The following is a 20,482-nucleotide window of genomic DNA, read 5'->3' on the forward strand; positions in this document are numbered from 1 at the left end:
AAGGCGCACCGGGCGCCGCGACAGTAAATGATGTCATTATCCGGATTCAGCCCCGTGGGCGCAAAACCGATGTTTCGAAAGCGGGTTGATTACTCTCCCATCCGGGAACTTCGGACTATTCGCGGCCAAGGCCGCTTCCCACAAATTGCGCTACGCAGCCGCTGTGGGAAGCTTGCTTGCAAGCGAATGGGCTTCAGGGGGCCCATTCAGCAGGCTTCCCACTGCCGGTTCAAACGCTTGGCCGACACTGGCATACGGGTCCCCAGCGGCTGCGCGAACAGGCTGACCCGATATTCCTCCAGCATCCAGCGAAACAGCGCCAGAGGCTCAGGCAGGCGCCAGTGCGGCGTTTCCCCGGCCCGGCGGCTGAACTTTTCCCAGAATGCCTCCAGTTCCGCCACCTGCGCCCGGTCACGCCCCAACTGCCCGCCCATCTTGTCCAAACGTTGCTCGATGGCGCTCAGATAGCGAGGGTACTCCGACAGCCACTCAGCGGGCACGGACAACAGAAAATCCGTTTCGAACAGAGCCGAAAGCTGCGTCTTCAAATCCCGGTGGGCATGGGCCCAGGCCAATGGAAAGCCCTTTTCCAGCCGCGTCATGATGCCACGATAGCAGGCGAACACCTCGCCCCAATGGCGAACAGCGCGTTCCGCCGCCGGGACGAAGTCGCCGCGACCGGAGTCCAGGCGATGACGAAACGCGCTCTGATCGCGGACCGGCTCGGCATGAAAGTGAAAATGGTCCGCGGCGGTCCGCAACAATACGTGTTCCAGCGCCTGCCGCGCCATGGCACTTTTTTCACTTTTCAGTTTTTGCCAGCCAATCGCCGCGCCAGCCTGCCGTTTCAGAGACTTGATCTGATCCGGCAGACGCAGCAGGGCCAGGCGTGCACAGCCATAACCATGGCGCCAGGCGGCCTCGTCAGCGTCATCGAAATGGTCCAGTCGGACCCGGTCTTCCAGATCCCGCAGTCCCGGGTAACGGCGCAGCACAATACCGCCGCGCTGCTGCTCGCTGCACCGCGGCACCTCGCCGAAATCCCACTCCCGGCTTTCCTGGGGCGTTTCCTCTTCAATCGCTTCGCTGTGCGCCGGTGTCCGCCCCTGCAGGCGCTGGCGCAGATCCGCCGGATCACGGCCTTCCACCACCACTTGATCGCCGTCCATCACACGCAAATTCATGCGCAAATAATCCGGCAGCTGATCCTCGCGCCATTCTTCCTGCTCCACCCGCACACCGGTCATACGTTGCAATTCCCGCGTCATCGCCGGCAGCAGGGGCTGATCCGGCGTCAACGCCTCCATCAACGCATCGACGTAATCCGGCACCGGCACGAAATGCCGGCGGCGCGCCTTGGGCAGGCCGCGCAGCAGCGCCTCCAGCTTATCCCGCAGCAGCCCGGGTACCAGCCACGCCAGCCGCTCTTCCGGGATCTGGTTCAATGCCGCCAGTGGCACCACCAGCGTGACGCCATCGCGCTGCCCGGTGGGGTCGAAGCTGTACTCCAGCGGCAGGTGCATGGCTTCCACCACCAACTCATCAGGGAAAGCGTCGCGCTGCCATTGCGGCGTGCGGGAGAGCAGCACATCGTCGTCCATGATCAGAGCCTGACGTTCCGCCTCTGAAGCGTGCTTGCGGTACCAGGTTTCCAGGTGAGTGAGGGTATAAAGCGAATCCGGCAACCGGCGGTCATAGAACTCGAAGCGCGTCTGCTCATCGGCGAGAATGTCACGGCGGCGCAGTTTGTGCTCCATCTCCTCCAGCGCTTCCAACCGCTCCCGGTTGGTCTTGACGAAGGCCGGCTCACGGCTGAACTGCCCCGCCACCAGCCCTTCGCGAATCATCAATTCCCGCGCCAGCTCCGGTTCCATCGGCCCGTAGTGCACCCGGCGCCCGGAGGCCAAAATCAGCCCGAACAGATTGACCTGCTCCCGTGCCATCACGCAGCCGCGCCGTTTTGACCAGTGCGGCTCATAATACTGCCGTTTCACCAGATGGCCGGCTTCCGCCTCGATCCAGCCCGGTTCCACCCTGGCCACGCAACGGGCGAACAGGCGGCTGGTTTCCACCTGCTCCGCCGCCATCAGCCAGCGCGCTCCGTTCTTCTTGCCGGCGGCTTTGCTCAGCGCCGAACCGGGCCAGACCAGCGGCTTACGGTTACGGGTGGAGAGCCACTCGCCCTCCTCGCCTCGCATCATCACGTTACCGAGCAAGCCGGCGAGTAAAGAGCGGTGGATCGCTTCGTATTCCGCCGGGCTGTCATTGAGTGTCCAACCCTCCTGTTTCGCCAGCAGCAGCAATTGACGATGCGTGTCCCGCCATTCGCGCATCCGTGACGGCGCCAGAAAAGTCTTCTTGAGCAGTTTCTCGAACTGGCCGCGACTGAGTTCCTCGCGCTGCTGTTCCGCCCACTGCCAGAGGTTCCAGAACCAGAGGAAATCCGATTCCTTATCCTGGAACGGCTGGTGAGCCTGATCCGCCTGTTGTTGTTTTTCGCGTGGACGCTCACGCGGATCCTGCACTGCCAGCGCGGCGACGATCGGCAGCACCTCGCGCAGCGCCTTTTTCTCCGCTGCCGCTACCAGCATGCGCGCCAGGGTCGGATCCAGCGGGAAACGGGCCAGCTGCTTGCCCAGAGAGGTGGGCCGGCGCTCGCTATCCAGCGCGCCCAGCTCTTCCAGCAGGCGATAACCGTCGCGGATGAAGCGGCCGTCCGGCGGCTCCATGAACGGGAAGTCCTCCACCCGGCCCAGCCCCAGATCCGCCATCTGCAAGATCACCGCCGCCAGGTTGGTGCGCTGGATTTCCGGGTCGGTGAACGCCGGGCGATTGATGAAATCGTCCTCGCTGTACAAGCGGTAAGCAATCCCCGGCATGATGCGGCCGCTGCGGCCGGAGCGCTGGTCGGCGCTGGCCTGGGATACCGGTTCCACCGGCAGACGCTGAACCTTGGAGTGAACGCTGTAACGGCTGATGCGTGCGGTCCCGGCGTCAATCACGTAACGGATGCCCGGCACCGTCAGCGAGGTTTCCGCCACATTGGTGCTCAGCACGATACGGCGGCCACGGTGCGGAGAAAATACCCGTTGCTGCTCGGCGGCGCTCAACCGGGCGTATAGCGGCAGCAACTCAGTGTCACGGAAATCGCAACGCTTGAGATGATGGTGTACATCGCGGATTTCCCGTTCGCCGCTGAGAAACACCAGCACGTCGCGAGCCACCGGGCGGCCATCCCGACGCTCCTCGCTGTCGATCCGCCGCAACACTTCTTCCACCTGCCAGCCCAGTTCCCGTTCCCCTTCCGGCGGGCAGTATCGAATATCCACCGGATAGGTGCGCCCGGACACCTCGAACACCGGCGCGCCGTTAAAATGATCGGCGAAACGGCGATGGTCGATGGTGGCCGAGGTGATGATCACCTTCAGATCCGGGCGGCGCGGCAGCAGTTGCTTCAGATAGCCGAGCAGGAAATCGATATTGAGGCTGCGTTCATGGGCCTCATCGATGATCAGCGTGTCGTACTGGCGCAGTTGCCGGTCATGCTGAATCTCACTGAGCAGCATGCCGTCGGTCATCAGTTTGATCAGACTGTCCGCGCCAACCTGTTCGGCGAACCGGACCTTGTAGCCGACCAGCCCGCCCACCCGGGTATCGAGTTCCTCGGCCAGACGCGCGGCCACGGACCGGGCCGCCAGACGACGGGGTTGAGTGTGGCCGATGTAGCCGTCCACGCCCCGCCCCAGTTGCAGACAGATTTTCGGCAGTTGGGTGGTCTTGCCGGAACCGGTTTCGCCGGCCACCACCACCACCTGATGATCCTGAATCGCCTCGGCCAGTTCCTCACGGTGATGCACCACCGGCAGGTCCGGCCAGCGCAACTCGGACACCAACGAGGCACGCCGTTGACGCTCCGCCACCGAGGTCTCGATCGCCGCCGCCACCTTGGCCCGCGCCGCGTCATTGGGACGGCGGCGCAAGCCTTCCAGGCGCTTGCGCAAACGGCCGCGATCGGCACCGCGCGCTTCCTCAAGACGACGCTGTAAATCCTTCAGGGAAAGGTCAGTCATAATTCATGAATTCGGAGAGAGATCGCGGTCCTTTTCGGTATGAAAAGGACCGCCGGTGTCTCACGGTCGAGGGCCCATTCGCTTGCAAGGCAAGCTCCCACAGCGGCCTTGTAGCTAGCTCTGAATAGGTCAATGGCCTACGGAGCGTGATTTCTTTTCACTGTTCACTATTAACCCTTCACTGCTGTCCCAGCAGCCACGCCCGCCCCTTGTCGGTGAGCCCGCCCTGGGCCAGGGTCAGGTAAGCGGTGGAGGCTTCCGATGGCGCCAGGGTGACACGAAAACGCAGCAGCTCGTCGCGGCGGAACACGTGAACCTCCACCACCTCGCCTTCCTGATAACCCTGCAAACGGCCGTCCAGGCCGGCGGCGTCGGTTTTGATGCCGTCCACGGCGATGATCACGTCGCCGGCGGAAAGCCCCGCGGCCATCGCCGCGCCTTGCTCGTACACCATCTGCACCCGCGCGCCGAGCGGGTCGGCGGCGGCACGCAGGCCAAGATGCACCGGCGCCGGGCCTTTGGCCGGCTTACCACCGTTGTCACCATGGCCACCGGCGGGCCGCCAATGCAACACCACCCCGCGCGCCGCCAACAACGGCGCCAGAGGCAGGTCCTCGGTGCTGTACAGCGCCAGTTGGAAGAACTCATCCAGGCTCTCGCCCAACAGTTCCTCGGCCAGGGCCTGAATGCCCTGCTCGGGCACGCCGCCGCTGCCCTCGCCGTAGCGTTGCCACAACGCACGCATCAGATGATCCAGCGTCACCTGCTCGTTACTGCGTTCACGCAGGGTCAGGTCCAGCGCCAGAGCCACCAAGGAGCCCTTGGCGTAATAGCTGACGATGGCATTGGGCGCGTTCTCGTCCTGCTTATAGAAGCGTGTCCAGGCATCGAAACTGGACTCGGTCACGGTCTGCTTGAGCCGCCCCTGGCCGCGCTGCACCCGGGTCAGGGTCTGGCCGACCAGCTCCAGATAGCTCTCCGGCGAAATCAGACCGGTGCGCGCCAGAGCCAGATCATCGTAGTAACTGGTGATACCCTCGAACGCCCACAGCAGTTCGGTATGCACCTCCTGGCTCAGATCAAAAGGCGTGAACGCCTCCGGTTTGATCCGCTTGATGTTCCAGGTGTGGAAGTATTCGTGGCTGCACAGTCCCAGATAGCCGCGGTAACCGTCACGCACCTGCCGGGGCCCGTCGGTGGGCAATGGCAAATCACCGCGCGGACTCATCAGGCTGGTGGAGTTGCGATGCTCAAGACCGCCATAACCGTCGGTCACCATAGTCATGAACAGATACCGGTCCACCGGCGCCGGTTCACCGAACAGCTTGATATGATGCTCGCAGATCGGCTTCAGGTCCCGGCACAGACGCTCCAGGTCAACACGGAAACGGCCGGTGAGCACTACATCGTGGGGCACGCCACAGGCCTCGAAGCGGGCGTGCTCAAAGTGTCCCATCTCCACAGGATAGTCAATCAGCGCGTCATAGTTGTCCGCCTGGAACACACCAAAATCCAGCTCCGCGCCGGACAGCCGCGGCATGCCCGTGGCCAGGCGCCAGGTGGCGAACTCCGCTCCCGCTGGCGCCACGATGGTCACCTCGCAAGGCTGATCCTCGTGGCCCATGGCCGCCAGGAACACACAGGGGCCATTGAAGTAGCCATGGGTGGTATCCAGATGGGCGCCGCGCACCGATAAATCCCACGCATAAACCCGGTACGTCACGGTCACCGGACCGTCCACCGGCGGCAATTGCCAGGTCTGCTTGTCGATCTTGGCCACCGCCAGCGGCCGGTCGCCGGCCCGGGCGTCCAGCGACACCACATGCCGGGCGAAATCCCGGATCATATAGCTGCCGGGAATCCACGACGGCATGGTCAGGGCCTGGCCTTCCGGCGTCGGCCGGTCCACGGTCAGGGTGATTTCAAAAATATGGGCCTGCGGATGGACCGGGCAAATCTGATAGCGAATCAAGGTTGCTCCCGAATAGCGAAACAAGGACGGCGGGAAAACCTCATGATACAGGCCCGTCTTGACGAAACCAAAGGGATGCCGCATGTTCGTGCCACTTACAGGGGGTCACCATGTCCAAACAACTGTTGTCCATCACCGCCATCGACAATCATGTCATCGGGGTCCATCACTGGCCGGCGCAGGATGCCGCCGGCACACTGGTCTGGCTGCACGGCATGGCGGAACATGGCGGCCGCTACGGCGCCCTGGGGGAAACCCTGAGTGAACACGGTTGGAACCTGTATTGCCCGGACCATCGCGGTCACGGCACCAGCATCGACGACAACGCGCCTCGGGGACACTTCGCCGATGAGGACGGTTGGGACAAGGTCATCGGTGATATTCTGCAGGTGCTGGAACACGTGAAGCCGGACCGGGGGCCGCTGGTGCTGGGCGGGCACAGCATGGGCTCATTCCTGGCCCTGGCCGCCGCCGAACAGGCCGCGGAGCAACTGGGCGGCCTGGTGTTGTGCGGCAGTGACAGCCATTCCCCGTGGTTTTACCGTGCCATGACGCTATTGATGGGCTGGCAGCGCCGCCGCCATGGCGCTCGTGGCCACAGTCCCCTGGTGCACAAGATGACCTTCCAGACCTGGGCCGCCAGCATCGCCGATGCCCGCACCGAGTTCGATTGGCTCAGCACCGACCAGGATCAGGTGGACGCCTACATCGCTGATCCCGCCTGCGGCTTCGAATGCACCACCAGCACCTGGCTGGCGCTGATCTCGGCGCTGGCGCAAATCCAGTCCGGCGAGCAACTGGCGCGCCTGCCCTCCCTGCTGCCAATACTGCTGCTGGGCGGCCGTCAGGACCCGATGAGCAATAAAGGAAAAGGCATGGACCGCCTGGAACATATCCTGAAACGCCGCCACCAGCACCTGGAACGGCTCGACTGCCCTTCCGGCCGCCACGAAATCCTCAACGACTACTGCGCCCCGGAAGTGCGGCAGACGCTGCTGCAGTGGCTGGCCAACCTGTAATAGTGAACAGTGAATAGTTAATAGCTCGCGGCATACGCCGATGCGATCTGAAATCAAAGAGACCGCGTTCAAACCATGGGAATGGCGTCTTTGCTCTTAAAGAAGCAAGTCCATGGTCGCGATGCAAAGTTGCTGGTACGCAAATGATATTTGCGGATACGCATTTCTATCTTTTCGCTATTAACTATTAACTGTTCACTATTCACTGCTTTTCTGTTGCGCTCAAATACCCCAGGTAGCGGGCGCGGATATCGCGCACGTATTGCACGGTTTCCTGGCCCCGCACATAGCCGTAGCGGGCCTGACGGGCGTAGCGAGGGTGGGACAGCAGCGCCATGGCCTCCTCCACATTGCCAAACCAGCGATCGGGATCCTTGCCAAGCCGCTGGGCCAAACGGCGCGCGTCTTCCACATGGCCGAACCCGGCGTTGTAGGCGGCCAGTCCGAAGTAGGTTTTTTCCGCCAGATCCAGACGAGCCGGGAAACGCCCCTCCAGCCAGTCCAGGTAAGCGACGCCAGCGCCAATGCCCTCGGCCGGGTCGGTCAGGTTCTGGTAGCCCAGTTGGCGGGCGGTCAGCGGCATCACCTGCATCAGCCCTTCGGCGCCGGAAAACGACCGCGTTAGCGGATCAAAATGGCTTTCCTGATACATCTGGGCGGTGATCATCAGCCAGTCGAAACCGTGCTTGAGCGCATGCTCGCGCACCAGGTCATCGTAGGGCGAGATCGGCTTGCCCGGCTCCACCCTTTCCGCGGAGTGGGAAGCGCGTGCGGGCTCAGCCAGGAAATAGCGATCAAAAGTGGCACGATACAACTGCCCGTCGCGCACCCGTTTAATGTAGTCATTCAGTTGATGGCGCAGTTGCGGCTGATTCTCCCGCACCCCCCAGGCGATCTGCCGGGGTTGTCGCAGGGTCCACAGCACTTTCAGGTCATCCCGGTAACCCTGTTCCATCGCCACCAGGTGACTGTCGGCCATGGTCAGATCCAGCTCCCCTTTGGCCACCCGGTCCATTAAGATTTCGCTGGATACGTTCTGGCGCACCTCGATTTCCACGCCGATGCCGTCGTTCTGTAACGCGCGCAGCGTTTCCACGAAGGCGCTTCCGGCCGCCACTGTCACCTTTCGCCCGGCAAGCTCCGACAGATCCTCGAAGGGCGACGCCGAGGCCGGCCCGACGATTTGCTCCCGCACCTCCAGATAAGGCTCGGAGTAATGCCATCCCTTTCCGCGCCGCGCCGGCGTCACACTCATGGACGCGGCGATCACATCCCCCTCCCCGTTTTCCAGAGCCGCCAGCATCCCTGCCGGGCTGTCACGCACGATCATGCTCAGGCGCAGGTCATAACGCTGGGCGAAGTCGCGGATCAGATCGTAGTCGAATCCCATCAGTTCGCCCCGCCACATGAAGTAGCTGGCCGGGTTGTTAGAGGTGATCACCCGCAGCACGCCGCTATTGAGGATGGCGGGCCAGTCACGGCTCTCATGGTCCTGTTGTGACGCCTTGATACGATGCGCGACGATGTAACGGTTCACCGCTTCACGCAGGTCCGGGCTGCTTTTGCGGACCGCCCAGGCAATCGCCCGCCGTGGCTGCACCACCGGGCCGGCGCGCAGCTCCGGATAATCAATGGACAAGGCCTTGAATAACGGCTCATCCATGATCACCGCGTCATACTGACCGTGCATTATGCCGCGCAGCAGCTCGTCCTCGGACAACTCTCCGCTGACCCGGTCCACTTCAACATTGTCATGGCGGCGAGCGAGATTCCGGGCGGTTTCCAGGTAGGCGGTGCCGCGCGGCGCGGCGATGGTGAGCGGTCCCAGGTCCGCTAGTGCCGTGCCGACCCGATCCGTCGGCAGTACCAGTATTTCCCGCACCACGGCCAGCGGCGTGCAGAACGACAGCCGCTCGCGACGCCGGTCGGTACGGCTGTAATGGGTAACGATAAGGTCCGCCTGGCCGGCATTGAGCATCACCGATAACTCGGCGAAATCATCCGCGTACACCCAGCGTGGCTGCAATCCCAATGATTCGGCCAGGGCTTCCGCTTCACGACGGTATTCGCTGGTGGGCACGCCCTCCCAGACGAATTCCTCCTCGGCATCGAAGCGTGGTGCCAACAGCCGCAATACGCCGTGCTCGCGAATATCCGCCAAATCACCGGTTTCGGTGTAATTACGAAAGGGACCATCGGTGGGATCAGAACACGCCGCGAGCCCCAGCAAACAAAGCCATAGACAGAACCATACGCGCCCTGCTCGGTGCATCCCGCTCTCCCACCACCGTTACCGTCACCCGGAAACATCACGTCATTGTTAAGTGAGCAAGTATCGCCGATACCAGGATCCGGATCACACCGTGGTCCGGAAACAAGTTGGCATTTTACGTCTTTTTTCGGAAAGGCGGACGCCAGCCAGGAACGGCAAAAAAAAGGGGCGCTTTCGCGCCCCATCAGTTCGCCTGAAAGGAGAAAGTTATGGATCAGAGAGCCGGATCAGTACCGGCGCAAACACGGTGAATCCTCAGGGAGTCATTCACATTGAGCAAACCCGCATAGCGCAGTCGAACCCGGTTGAACTCCAGCGACGGGTCCAGTTGGGTGGACAGGAAGCGCTGGCTGCCGTCACCGGTACCAAAGCCCAACAGTTCCAGACCCAGCAGACCGCCACCCGCGGTGGTTTCCGCCACTTCCGTATCGTTATTGAAGAACGTCAAGGTGACGAAGTTACCCAACAGACTCAGGTTAAGCAGCGGTGAGTTAGGTTTGGAAACCACGAAGCCGGCACGGTTGACCCCGGAGATGACCGGACCATCGTAAACCAATGCATCAGCACCACCGTAAATCAAAGCCGCCGTCACATTCAAAGTGGCGAAGGAGTTGTCCTGACCATCGATCATATTGCCCGCGTCAGAGATACCGCAGCTGATGCAAATGCCCACGGCGGAACCGTCCGCCAGGAACCCGTCGCTGGCCAGCAGCGGCTGATAGTTACTGACATCATTACAGGTGAACCCAGCGTCGTCACACACGTCGCCGATGCCATCACCGTCACTGTCGGCCTGATCCGCGTTGGGAATGGTGGGACAGTTGTCCTGGTCATCGGGGATGCCGTCACCATCGGTGTCGGTGGGATCATCCACCGGGCAGCCGTTGTTGCTGGCGGGACCGGCTACGTCCGGGCAGTCGTCATGACCGTTTTCCACGCCGTCACCGTCGCGGTCGTCATCACAGACATCGCCGATACCGTCCTGGTCAAGATCCGCCTGGTCGGTGTTGGGCACGATCGGGCAGTTGTCCTGCTCGTCGGGCACATCGTCACCGTCCTTGTCACCGGTGCAGGCATCGCCTACGCCGTCACCATCGGTGTCCAGCTGATCGTGGTTGGCCACGTAGGGGCAGTTGTCTTCCCCATTGGGAATGCCGTCACCGTCGATGTCGTCATCACAAGCGTCGCCAATGCCATCGTTATCGATGTCCGACTGGGTCGGGTTGGGCGTATTCGGGCAGTTATCCTCGCCGTCGTCGAAGCCGTCACCGTCGTCATCGTTGTTGGCATCGCAGGCATCGCCGATACCGTCATCGTCGGAGTCCAACTGATTTTGGTTCGGCACCCAGGGACAGTTGTCGTCATCGTTGTCCACTTCGTCACCATCGATATCGTCATCACAGACGTCACCGATGCCATCGCCGTCCTCATCACGCTGATCATTGTTGGGCATTTGCGGACAGTTATCCTCATTATTGGGGATACCGTCGTTATCGTCGTCCTGGACGTTGGGGGTGGGGTCACCTCCACCGCCACTGCTACCACCACTGGCTTTACAGCCGTACAGGCCGCCGAGGCCGAGCACGGCCACCAGCAGCAGCAGGCTGATCGTTTTTAAACGTGACATCTCGAGATCCCTCCTCTTACTACTCAGTCACATGGAATTCAACGCGGCGGTTCATAGCGCGACCGGACGCGGAGTCGTTATCAGCAATGGGCTGGCTTTCGCCGTAACCGCGGGCCGTGACACGGCTGCTATCCACGCCTTCGCGAACCAGATAGTTGCGTACCGAATCGGCACGGCGCTGGGACAGGCCTTCGTTGTACTGGGCGGAACCAACGCTGTCGGTATGGCCGGCCACTTCCACGCGGATATTGTTGTTTTCCGCGGTCAGCGAGCGGGCAATGCGTGACACCAGCGGACGGGAGGAAGCGGTGAGTTCAGCGGAATCGAACTCGAAGTTGATGTTGTTGAAGGTAACGGTCTGGTTAACCAGCAGACAGCCTTTGCCATCCACCTTGGCACCCGGCATGGTATCCGGACACTGATCCAGGTTATCCGGCACGCCGTCGCCATCGGAATCGATCACCGGCTGTTGCACTGCTACCTGCTTGGTTTCCACCCGGGTTTTTTCCACCACCTTGGTGTAACCCATCGGCACTTCCAGACCCACGGAATAGCGGTAATCACCGAAGCCGCCGTCGCCAGCGGAGTCACCGGTGCCGTCGAAATCGTTGTACAGATAACGGGCTTCGGCGCGGACCTTCAGGCCGTTGTTGAACAGCGGCCCGGTCACCGCGCCCAGACCGGCGTTGGCGTGGAAGTCCCAGCCATCGTCATCGTCGATGTAGACGTCGTTGTAGATACCACCAACGGCCATCACCAGATAAGGGGTGAAACCAGTGCGGTCACCCAGGGTGAAGGCCAGACCGGTGGTTACCGGGTATTGATAGAAGTCCTGGCCGTTGTCGACATTGGACTCGAGACCGTAGGCACCGGCCTCGGACTCCCACCAAACGTGATCATGCAGCTTGCGACCGTAGAAAATGGTGCCGCCCGCCCCGCGATCACCAGCCTGCCAATCCTCATCCACATCGATGTAGTGCGCCATGCCACCGATGTACTGGTTGGGTTTTGCCTGTTCTACGTATTCACGTTCCTGAGCCACGGCGGCATGGCTGGCCAAAGCCACGGCCATGCCCAGCGTGGACAGCTTCCAGATTGCTTTCATCGTCTTTCCCCCTCGGGTGTCAACGGGTTACAGTGCAATCATTGGAATAACTGTGGGCTTTAAAAAAAACAGAGATCCGGTGAAAACCGGTTGGAATAGTGTTGAGAATTTCTCTGCCCCATTTCACAACATCACAAAGTCGTATCGGTTTGTGTCGTTATGTACGCTACCTGGCTGAGGTGTTGCTTTAGGAGTAAGTCGCAGGTATCTTTGGGACTTTCGTGCCAAGAAAAATGATAATCACGCCGAGGCGGTTTCCCCGCTCCCCCGCGCCATGATCTTTCGTCCGTCACGCCGCTTGCTGACCTTGCCCCGGCTCGTGCTGCTGGTGTTGCTGATCGCCCTTGGCCTGCTGATTCACACCGCCTGGCCCTTTTTGTTCTACCCCGCCACCACCCTGAGCTTTAATATCCCGGCACCGCGGCCCTCCACCGTCCAGGACGGCAATCTGGCCGGCGTGGCGGAAGTGGACATTACCCCCGCCATCGGCCTGCCCAAGTTCGGCTACTCCGCCTGGGCCCGTAGCGCCGACGGCTTCCGCACCCGCCTGAAAGCACGGGCCTTTTATCTGCATGGCGCCGGTCAGACCCCGATGGCTCTGGTGCAATTGGATTTGGGGGCCGGATCACTGCCGCTCCAGTACGCGGTGGCGGAACGTATCGCCGCCGCCACCGACATTCCCGCTCACGCCCTCAGCCTGCTGGTCACCCATACCCATTCCGGGCCCGGCCAATACCTGGGCAGTGACTTTTACAATGTGTTTGGCAGTCAAAGCCCCGGTTTTGATCCGGTGCTGTTCGACTTTCTTGCCAAACGCATCAGCCAGGCGGTGATCGAAGCCTATCGCACGCGCCGGCCGGCCCGTTTCGCCAGCGGGCAAAGCGAGGTGTGGGGGCTGACCCGCAACCGCTCCCTGGGGGCCTGGGCCCGCAATCACCGGCTCCCGGAACAACAATGGACCGAAGAACGGGCATTGGAGGCGATAAACCCGCGCATGAGCCAGCTGCGTATCGACCTGATGGCCGATGATGGCCGCTATTATCCGGCCGGCGCCCTGACCCTGTTTTCCATCCACGGCACCGCCATCCCCGCCTTTACCCGCCCCTACCATGCCGACGTCTGGCACTGGCTGGCGCAAGGCATCGAACCCGCCGGGAAGCCGTTGCCCTGGCGCTTCGTGCACGGCACCGTCCAGGCCACCCATGGCGACAACAATCCGGCCTGGACGGCGGGGTTGCGCGGTGATCGCGAAGCCCGCCGAATCGGCACCGCCTTGGGGGAACAGGCCAACACCCTGTTCCATCAGCTCGGACATGAGCTGCGGGACGACCTGCATACCGCGGTGGCCAGCCGGGAACTGGACCTGCTCAAGCTCGACGAGGAACAGCGCCACGGCCTGTGTCAGCGCCCTATCATCGGCGCCGCCGTGGCCGGGGCCGCCAACGGCGATGAAGTGTTTCCGATCTCCTATTTGCCCTACCTGAAGGAAGGGTGGCCGCGCACCGTATTCACCGATGGGTGCCAGGGCGTGAAGCAATGGATGTTGTCCAAGCTGCAACTGGCTCTGGCGCCGGCCCGCTACCCTCACCGGGCCCTGTTCCAGGTGCTGCGGATCAACGATTTGGTGCTGGTGGCCCTGCCCTGGGAAATCACTCTGGAAAGTGGCAACCGGATCCGGGCGGCGGTCAGCGCGACCCTTCCGGATCCGGGCTGGACCGTGGCGATCAGCAGCCTGGCTAATGGCTATTTTGGCTACGCCACCACCGAAGCGGAGTACGGTGCTCAATATTACGAGGGCGGACACACCCTCTACGGCCCCCACACCGTGGATTTTCTCAGTGCCCAAAGCGCCCGCCTCAGCAACGACCTGTTCCAGCAAGGCAATCAAAACCAGCATCCGGGCCAGGCTACATTCGTACTGCGCAGTCACCGCTACTGGCCCGAGCCACCGCCTGAGCGCACCTGGTCCCGGCAATGGCAGGGCGAGGCCCGTTATATGACGGGCGACGCCACCCACGAGCCTTACTGGCGCTGGCGTTTTCGCGGTGAGCCGGCGGCGGCGCTACCACTGCACCTGCCACTGATGGCGGTGGTGGACGAAGCCAGCGGCAAGGTGTTGGTGGACGATGACAGCGGCGACCTGCAGCTGTTGCTGGTGGAAGATCAGGGTGTGGACGGCGCGCTCTATGAAGTGCGCTGGCACACACCGTCAAAACCCGGTCATCCCGGGGACAGAGCCCTTCACATTCTCGCCGGTGCGGCGCCACGTTTGGTGTCCCCGATCTTCTGAAGCGGCTACACTGACGTTATCTTAGTAGGCGCCCATAGGAGAGTGTTCGGTGAGTTTCCCTCGGTCCCGATTGTCACGTTTTCTCTTCCAGGCCCGGCGCTGGATCGCCGCGCCCACCGCCGCGCTGATGCTGGCCGGTTGCGCCAGCACCACTGAAATCACCACCCGCCACAGCAATGACGAAGGCACCGCGCCGGCGCGCTCCCTGCTGCTGGTGGCACAAAGCCCGGAGCCGGCCACTCGCCGCGTCTGGGAAGAAGTGTGCCAGCCCATTTTCCAAAGCAATGCGCTGTCCGTGCATCTGGCCCATCAGGTACGGCCAGTGTGGTATGAAGATGGCGGCAAACAGGCTTTGCTGCGCTGGCTGCGCGATCAGCCCTACGATCGTGCCCTGATCGTCGACCTGACCGCCCTGCTGCTGTCGCCGCCTCGCATGACCGAGTCCCGGGACCTCAATCCGATGAACAGCGATATGCGACAGGAACCGACCTGGCAGATTGGTATCGGCGGCAAACTGGAAAAGCCCAAGGAGCCGGACGCGCAGCAGAGTTATGAAGCGGAGTTTTTCGACAAAAGCGGCCGCCCGCTGTGGACCGGCGTGGCACGGACCCATGAAGCCAATAACCGCAAGGCCATCGCGCGCAGTCAGTGCCGCGCTCTGCATCAGGTATTGACGGAGCGCGGCCTGATCCCCAAATAAGTGCTGGAGCCAATCCATCACGAGGATGCGAACGAGGAGTCCCGCAATGAGCGCAGTCATTCCCGGAACCAGTCTGGCCCTGCACCCGGAACGCTTCCCCGACCCCGCCGAGGACCTGCCACGGGATCAGGACCCGGGTCGCGCGATCCTCGCTGGCGGCTGTTTCTGGTGTACGGAGGCGGTGTTTTTGCAATTGGAGGGAGTCCATTCGGTCACCTCCGGCTACGCCGGCGGCGACGCCGAACACGCCAACTACGAAGCGGTTTGCACCGGCCGCACCGGCCACGCCGAAGCCATCGAGATCCGCTACGATCCGGCCGTGATCCGCTACGGCGAATTGCTCAAACTGTTCTTCGCCGTGGCCCACGACCCCACGCAAAAGGACCGGCAGGGCAACGACCGCGGCCCGCAATACCGCTCCGCGATCTTCTATCAAAGCGAGCCGGAACGGCAGGCCGCCGCCGCTTACATTCACCAACTCAATCAGGCCGGCGCCTTCATCGCGCCTATCGTCACCACCCTGGAGCCGCTGGACACTTTCTATCCGGCGGAGGATTACCACCAGGATTTTGCACGGCGTCACCCCACCCAGCCGTACATCACCCACGTGGCGCATCCGAAAGTGGAAAAACTGCGAACGGCCTTTCCCGACACCCTCAAAACCCCGGAGGCTGACTGAACATCATGAGTGAGCGTCTATCCCCGAGCGGCCACGATCTGACACCGCTGACCGACCAGGAAAAACAGCAACGAGCCGCCGCCCTCACCCCGGAAGAACAGCGCATCCTGCTCAATCAGGGCACCGAGCCGCCGTTCTGCGGCGGCCTGCTGGACAATAAGGAAGACGGAGTCTACCACTGCAAGCTGTGTGACCTGCCACTGTTCCACTCCGCCACCAAGTTCGATTCCGGCACCGGCTGGCCGAGCTTTTATCAGCCGGTGGACGGCGCCCATATCCGCCGCCTGGAAGACCACAGCCACGGCATGATCCGCACCGAGATCCGCTGCGCCCGCTGCGATGGTCATTTGGGGCACGTGTTCCCGGACGGTCCGCCGCCCACCGGCGAGCGGCACTGCCTGAACTCGGCGTCATTGGTGTTCAAAGTCACCGAAGTATAATTCGCTAACACCGGGCCACGAAGCCGCTGTGGGAGCTTGCCTGCAAGCGAATCTGCCGAAGTGCAAAGTACCCTTCGCTTGCAGGCAAGCTCCCACAGCGGCTTCGTAGCGACGGACCGCGATCTTCCATGTTTAGTTTTACTATGCCCCCAGCCTTAGAAAATCCCGTTTGTCTGCAAACGGGCCCTGCCCCAATATGGAACACGGCCTGATCAACCGGTCCGCAGCCCAATAACAAAGGAGTCCGTTGTGCCCACGCCAACCCCAACGCCGCCTTCCCGCCTTTTTCCCGGCTGGTATGTGGTCGGTGGTGCTTTCGCCGTTACCTTCCTCGGCTTCGGCAGTGCCTATACCTTCAGTGCCTTCGTCGACGCGCTGCAAACCGATTTCCAGGCCTCCCGAGGCTCCGTGTCCCTGGTTTTTTCCCTGGCCGGCTTTCTCTATTTTGCCCTGGGCATCATCAGCGGCCCCCTCGCGGACCGCTGGGGCTCGCGAACCATGGCGATTATCGGCATGCTGTTCACCGGCGCCGGCTTGATGCTGGCCGGTCTGGCCCGCAACCTGATGGAGGTGTATCTGGCCTACGGGCTCGGTGTCGGACTTGGTGTCGGTTTTTCCTATGTGCCGGCGGTGGGCGCGGTACAGCGCTGGTTCTCCCGGCGCCGGGGCTTCGCTTCCGGACTGGCGGTGAGTGGTATCGGCGTCGGCACCCTGTTCATGCCACCCATCGCCGCGCTGCTGATCGAATCCCTGGGTTGGCGTCAGAGTTACCTGCTGATCGGCGCCGTCACTCTGGCCCTCGGTCTGGTCCTGTCGCTGCTGATCCGGAACGACCCGCGTGACCACGGGCTCTATCCCGATGGCGACCCGGCTCCGCCGCCGGGCACCGTCTCCGACGGCATGCAGGTCGGCGAGGCGATCCGCTCGAAACGGTTCCTGTTGCTGTACGCGGCGGGGTTGATTGCTTCCTTCGGTCTGTTCGTACCGTTCGTGCACCTGGTGCCGTATGCCCGTGATCATGGTATTGATTCCGCCTCCGCCGCCCTGCTGCTCGGCGCCGTCGGCGTCGGCAGCACCGCCGGCCGTTTTCTGCTGGGCAGCCTGGCGGACAAATGGGGCCGTCAGGTCACCCTGATGGCCATGTTCATGGGCATGGCGCTGTCTTTACTGATCTGGTTGTTTTCCCGGGACTTCTGGGGACTGTCGTTATTCGGCTTCGTGTTTGGCGTGTTCTATGGCGGCTTCGTGGCTCTGATACCGGCTCTGGCCATGGATTATTTCGGCGGCCGTCACATCAGCAGTATCATCGGTGTGCTCTACACCAGCGTTGCTCTGGGGACTCTGATTGGCCCCACCGCCGCCGGCTACATCTTCGATCTGAGCCACAGTTACACGGTGCCCATCCTTGCCAGTATCGCCACCAATATCCTCGCCGCCGCGATTATGACCCGGATCCCGAAGGTGCGATCCGTGCCATCCTGTTCAACACCTGCTTTGGAAAAAGAAACATGAGCGAAAACCAGAATGACCAGATCAGCCAACGCCAGGCCGGCTTCCTGCCCGGCTACATGGGACTGGAATGGGACACCGCCGAGCCCGGCCTGATACGCGGGCACTTCACCGTGGCCCGTCACCACCTGGCCCCCAACGGCTATCTGCATGCCGCCTCGGTGATCGCCCTGGCTGACTCCGCCTGCGGTTTCGGCTGCCAGACCTCGCTACCGGAAGGCGCCGTCAGCTTCACCACCGTGGAATTGAAAAGCAACTTCATCGGTACCGCCCGCGAAGGCGTGGTGACCTGTGAAGCCAAGGCCGTCCACTTGGGCCGCACCACGCAATTGTGGGACGCGGAAGTGCGTCACCAGGACAGTGGCAAGGTCATCGCGTTGTTCCGCTGCACACAGATGGTGCTTTACCCGAAACCATGAACCACCCGGGGAAGCCTTGTCGGCCTCCCCTTGCCTCCACCTCCATTCCTGCTAAACTACCGCGCCGTTACAGGTCCATGCCGGAATAGCTCAGTCGGTAGAGCAACTGATTCGTAATCAGTAGGTCGGAGGTTCGATTCCTCTTTCCGGCACCATCTTCCGGCACCATCCCTCCCTCCTTGGCGGTCCACTTCAGTCCCGACTCCCTTGATTCGAGTATCAGTGATATCACCTGGACGCCGATGATGATCCGTGTCAGGCGGCGCTGTCCCTGTGCTTTTGGTGTCGACGCTGCCAGTCGTTCAGATCATCCATGAGCGCCGCCTCCAAAGCTTGTGCCGGGGCTCTTGTGGCCGCCAGCGCATCGCGTTGCTCACGGTATACCGAGGACAGGGCTTCCGTGGGGATGTCGTTCCCTTCCTCGTTCATCCGCCGCCGCAGCGCCGAAAAGAGGGCCGGCTCCGGAGTCCGAGTCAGCAAACGCTCGCGGTCGGCATCCTCGATGGCGTGCTCCTCGGCCCAGAACATCACCGCGTCCCGCCAGACCGCGGAGTACGGAGCGTACTCGAAAGTGAAGCGCCGATCCGCTTGCGGACGCCCCAGCACATCCGGGTTACGTGCCACGGAGAAGGCCGGAATCCAGTCGTCTCCGGACGCATAAAAGGCGGCGGTGAGGCCATGAACACCCAGGCCGCGTCCCGGCCGTGTGTCGGGGTGATCGCTGGTCACGAATCGCTGATAGTGCCGTTCCCGTTTCTCGATTTTCCATTCCAGGTCCATCCCCACGGCGCTTAACCACTGGTATTGGACCCATAGGTTGGATTTATCCTGGGATGACGCTGTCCGGGTGGAAAACGTCGCTTTTCTGGTATGACCGTCGATACGGGCCGTCACCAGGAACCCAACGAAACCGCGCGGGTGTTCGCCTGGGGCAAAATACTCAATCATTGACGTGATGGTCCTCGTTTCGCCGCCCACCGGGATCACACCGGCCCTGGCGACAGATTGACGATTCAACCGCGTCCCAGCGAATCAAACCTCCTTTACCGTAAACGGTAGTGTAGTGCATCTTTGGCCATCTTTACGTTCCCTTTAAAGCCCCATTTACGTTTTTACACGCTTTTTTCACATCAAATGGAACCGAACCCAGCGGCCGGTCACGGCGTGCCGCCGTACGTCCAGGCTCGCAACAGCGCCTCAAGAGGGCCGCGTTCAAACCGTTTCGCCAGGACACTGACAATCGCCATCGACATCACCGCCACCGCGATGGCGACGAAGAACAGCGCGCCCTGCCCCATCGTCCCGAACAGCCCCAGTCCGTAGCCGCCGAACACGGCACCGGCGAGAATACCTTGCAGCACATACACTGAAAGCGAGTTACGCCCCGCCCTCATCAACCAGTCTGGCAGCGTGTACCGCTCGGTCAGTTTCAGCAGCAGTCCCAGATAAGCGGCGGAAAGCAGTGGAGCGCCAAGCACCAGGACGACCAGGCCGGCCAGCGAGTGCAGGCCCTGCTCAGGGGGAATCACCCAACTCATGGCGGCGGCGTAGTAGAGATTGAAGGTAACGCCGAAGAAAATCAGCCAGGGCAGCCCTTTGTTCAGGGAGACACGCCCCCGGTTCAACGGCGTTTCAAAGAAGCCGCTCTTGGCCGCGGCAAGACCGGAAGCAAAGGCCGCGAACGCCAACGGCCCCTGGAACAGCAACAGAAACGCGAATGTCCCTGGCCAATCAAGCCAGCGGGTCCGAGTCGCCTCCCAATATCCCCCACCCAATGTCGTGCCCGAGGATAATGTGTCCGGCAGCAATATTCCCAGAGTGGTCAACGACACCACACCCAGCGGCACCATGGTCAGCGCGATGCGTATCAGCGTGACCGGGTCGCGCTGACGCAGAGGCCAGATCACCAGGCCCAGCAAAGCGTAGAGCAACAGGATATCCCCATTGAAAACCAAGACCGCGTGAAGTACGCCAAGTACCGCCAGGCCCGACAAGCGCCGGGCGTAGCGACGATTGAAGGAGACGCCCTTTTTTTGAGCGGATTGCGCTTGCTGATGCAGGGACCAGCCGAACAAGAAAGAAAACAGCAAGAAAAATTTCGCCTGAAAGAGCCCCTCCACCAGAAAGGCCGCCACCTGATCCAAGGCGGCTGACGGCGGGACCAGACTGGCTTCCACCGGCAACGCCATGAACGGCACGTTGACGATGCAGATGCCCATCAACGCGGTCACGCGTACCGCGTCCGGATGGGGATTACGTCCGGATGACCGGTGTCCTGAGGATGGCATGGATGTGGGCCGTGGTTGTGAAAACACGATTAGGGTCTCGATTTTGAGCGATTGTTCAATTAATATTGAGCGTATGTTCAACTCTGTCAAGA

14 protein-coding genes and 1 tRNA gene are annotated in these 20,482 nt (G+C 61.9%); 8 read left to right on the forward strand and 7 right to left on the reverse strand.

Features of this window, described 5'->3' with window-relative positions:
- Nucleotides 1-206 precede the first annotated feature (206 nt).
- Both hrpA and CRO06_RS11460 read right to left on the reverse strand, forming a co-directional pair.
- Nucleotides 207-4,070 carry an ATP-dependent RNA helicase HrpA gene (hrpA, locus tag CRO06_RS11455; protein ID WP_097058475.1) on the reverse strand — a complete coding sequence of 1,288 codons (3,864 nt, stop codon included), beginning with the start codon at nucleotides 4,068-4,070 and terminating at the stop codon, nucleotides 207-209.
- A 178-nt stretch (nucleotides 4,071-4,248) separates the two neighbouring features.
- Nucleotides 4,249-6,042: a M61 family metallopeptidase gene (locus tag CRO06_RS11460; RefSeq protein ID WP_179746574.1), complete on the reverse strand. Its 1,794-nt coding sequence runs from the start codon at nucleotides 6,040-6,042 to the stop codon at nucleotides 4,249-4,251.
- Nucleotides 6,043-6,152: 110 nt separating this feature from the next.
- Here CRO06_RS11460 and CRO06_RS11465 point away from each other — a divergent pair, with 110 nt between their 5' ends.
- Entirely contained in the window at nucleotides 6,153-7,061 is a 909-nt protein-coding gene (locus tag CRO06_RS11465) for an alpha/beta fold hydrolase (RefSeq protein WP_022994280.1), read from the forward strand.
- Between the two features lie 202 nt (nucleotides 7,062-7,263).
- Here the strand turns inward: CRO06_RS11465 and CRO06_RS11470 are convergent, their stop codons facing one another.
- From CRO06_RS11470 to CRO06_RS11480, 3 genes are all read right to left on the reverse strand, one after another.
- Complete coding sequence (locus CRO06_RS11470) at nucleotides 7,264-9,333, reverse strand: MltF family protein (protein ID WP_244902816.1); 2,070 nt, start codon at nucleotides 9,331-9,333, stop codon at nucleotides 7,264-7,266.
- 214 nt (nucleotides 9,334-9,547) lie between these two features.
- Nucleotides 9,548-10,960, reverse strand: a complete 1,413-nt coding sequence (locus CRO06_RS11475) for a thrombospondin type 3 repeat-containing protein (RefSeq protein ID WP_097058477.1) — start codon at nucleotides 10,958-10,960, stop codon at nucleotides 9,548-9,550.
- A 19-nt stretch (nucleotides 10,961-10,979) separates the two neighbouring features.
- Entirely contained in the window at nucleotides 10,980-12,065 is a 1,086-nt protein-coding gene (locus CRO06_RS11480; RefSeq protein WP_022994283.1) for an OmpA family protein, read from the reverse strand.
- Between the two features lie 274 nt (nucleotides 12,066-12,339).
- On the opposite strand from CRO06_RS11480, the gene CRO06_RS11485 reads away from it, so the two are divergent.
- From CRO06_RS11485 to CRO06_RS11515, 7 genes are all read left to right on the forward strand, one after another.
- Complete coding sequence (locus tag CRO06_RS11485) at nucleotides 12,340-14,355, forward strand: neutral/alkaline non-lysosomal ceramidase N-terminal domain-containing protein (RefSeq protein ID WP_097058478.1); 2,016 nt, start codon at nucleotides 12,340-12,342, stop codon at nucleotides 14,353-14,355.
- Nucleotides 14,356-14,404: 49 nt separating this feature from the next.
- A complete protein-coding gene (locus CRO06_RS11490; protein ID WP_143247740.1) occupies nucleotides 14,405-15,055 on the forward strand; it encodes a hypothetical protein in 651 nt (216 codons plus the stop codon).
- A 46-nt stretch (nucleotides 15,056-15,101) separates the two neighbouring features.
- Nucleotides 15,102-15,734 (forward strand): peptide-methionine (S)-S-oxide reductase MsrA, encoded by a 633-nt coding sequence (gene msrA, locus CRO06_RS11495; RefSeq protein WP_022994286.1) that lies wholly within the window; start codon nucleotides 15,102-15,104, stop codon nucleotides 15,732-15,734.
- Nucleotides 15,735-15,739: 5 nt separating this feature from the next.
- Nucleotides 15,740-16,174 carry a peptide-methionine (R)-S-oxide reductase MsrB gene (msrB, locus tag CRO06_RS11500; protein WP_080531040.1) on the forward strand — a complete coding sequence of 145 codons (435 nt, stop codon included), beginning with the start codon at nucleotides 15,740-15,742 and terminating at the stop codon, nucleotides 16,172-16,174.
- 249 nt (nucleotides 16,175-16,423) lie between these two features.
- A complete protein-coding gene (locus CRO06_RS11505; protein ID WP_022994291.1) occupies nucleotides 16,424-17,686 on the forward strand; it encodes an MFS transporter in 1,263 nt (420 codons plus the stop codon).
- Nucleotides 17,683-18,102, forward strand: a complete 420-nt coding sequence (locus tag CRO06_RS11510; RefSeq protein WP_080531042.1) for a PaaI family thioesterase — start codon at nucleotides 17,683-17,685, stop codon at nucleotides 18,100-18,102. Before CRO06_RS11505 ends, CRO06_RS11510 begins: the two co-directional genes overlap by 4 nt.
- A 79-nt stretch (nucleotides 18,103-18,181) precedes the next feature.
- Nucleotides 18,182-18,257: transfer RNA gene (locus tag CRO06_RS11515), tRNA-Thr, on the forward strand.
- A gap of 100 nt (nucleotides 18,258-18,357) precedes the next feature.
- On the opposite strand, the gene CRO06_RS11520 is transcribed toward CRO06_RS11515, so the two are convergent.
- On the reverse strand, nucleotides 18,358-19,050 hold the full coding sequence (locus CRO06_RS11520) for a hypothetical protein (RefSeq protein ID WP_097058479.1): 693 nt from the start codon (nucleotides 19,048-19,050) through the stop codon (nucleotides 18,358-18,360).
- Between the two features lie 209 nt (nucleotides 19,051-19,259).
- A complete protein-coding gene (locus tag CRO06_RS11525; protein WP_097058480.1) occupies nucleotides 19,260-20,390 on the reverse strand; it encodes a DUF418 domain-containing protein in 1,131 nt (376 codons plus the stop codon).
- Between the last annotated feature and the right edge of the window lie 92 nt (nucleotides 20,391-20,482).

The sequence above is a fragment of the Alloalcanivorax xenomutans genome (assembly GCF_900217905.1).
GTDB classification, from domain to species: domain Bacteria; phylum Pseudomonadota; class Gammaproteobacteria; order Pseudomonadales; family Alcanivoracaceae; genus Alloalcanivorax; species Alloalcanivorax xenomutans.

What these genes read in the sequence shown, in the direction of transcription:
- hrpA (WP_097058475.1), bottom strand. Translation starts at nt 4,070, where the DNA reads ATGACTGACCTTTCCCTGAAGGATTTACAGCGTCGTCTTGAGGAAGCG.
- CRO06_RS11465 (WP_022994280.1), top strand. Translation starts at nt 6,153, where the DNA reads ATGTCCAAACAACTGTTGTCCATCACCGCCATCGACAATCATGTCATC.
- CRO06_RS11470 (WP_244902816.1), bottom strand. Translation starts at nt 9,333, where the DNA reads ATGCACCGAGCAGGGCGCGTATGGTTCTGTCTATGGCTTTGTTTGCTG.
- CRO06_RS11475 (WP_097058477.1), bottom strand. Translation starts at nt 10,960, where the DNA reads ATGTCACGTTTAAAAACGATCAGCCTGCTGCTGCTGGTGGCCGTGCTC.
- CRO06_RS11480 (WP_022994283.1), bottom strand. Translation starts at nt 12,065, where the DNA reads ATGAAAGCAATCTGGAAGCTGTCCACGCTGGGCATGGCCGTGGCTTTG.
- CRO06_RS11485 (WP_097058478.1), top strand. Translation starts at nt 12,340, where the DNA reads ATGATCTTTCGTCCGTCACGCCGCTTGCTGACCTTGCCCCGGCTCGTG.
- msrA (WP_022994286.1), top strand. Translation starts at nt 15,102, where the DNA reads ATGAGCGCAGTCATTCCCGGAACCAGTCTGGCCCTGCACCCGGAACGC.
- msrB (WP_080531040.1), top strand. Translation starts at nt 15,740, where the DNA reads ATGAGTGAGCGTCTATCCCCGAGCGGCCACGATCTGACACCGCTGACC.
- CRO06_RS11510 (WP_080531042.1), top strand. Translation starts at nt 17,683, where the DNA reads ATGAGCGAAAACCAGAATGACCAGATCAGCCAACGCCAGGCCGGCTTC.
- CRO06_RS11520 (WP_097058479.1), bottom strand. Translation starts at nt 19,050, where the DNA reads ATGATTGAGTATTTTGCCCCAGGCGAACACCCGCGCGGTTTCGTTGGG.
- CRO06_RS11525 (WP_097058480.1), bottom strand. Translation starts at nt 20,390, where the DNA reads ATGCCATCCTCAGGACACCGGTCATCCGGACGTAATCCCCATCCGGAC.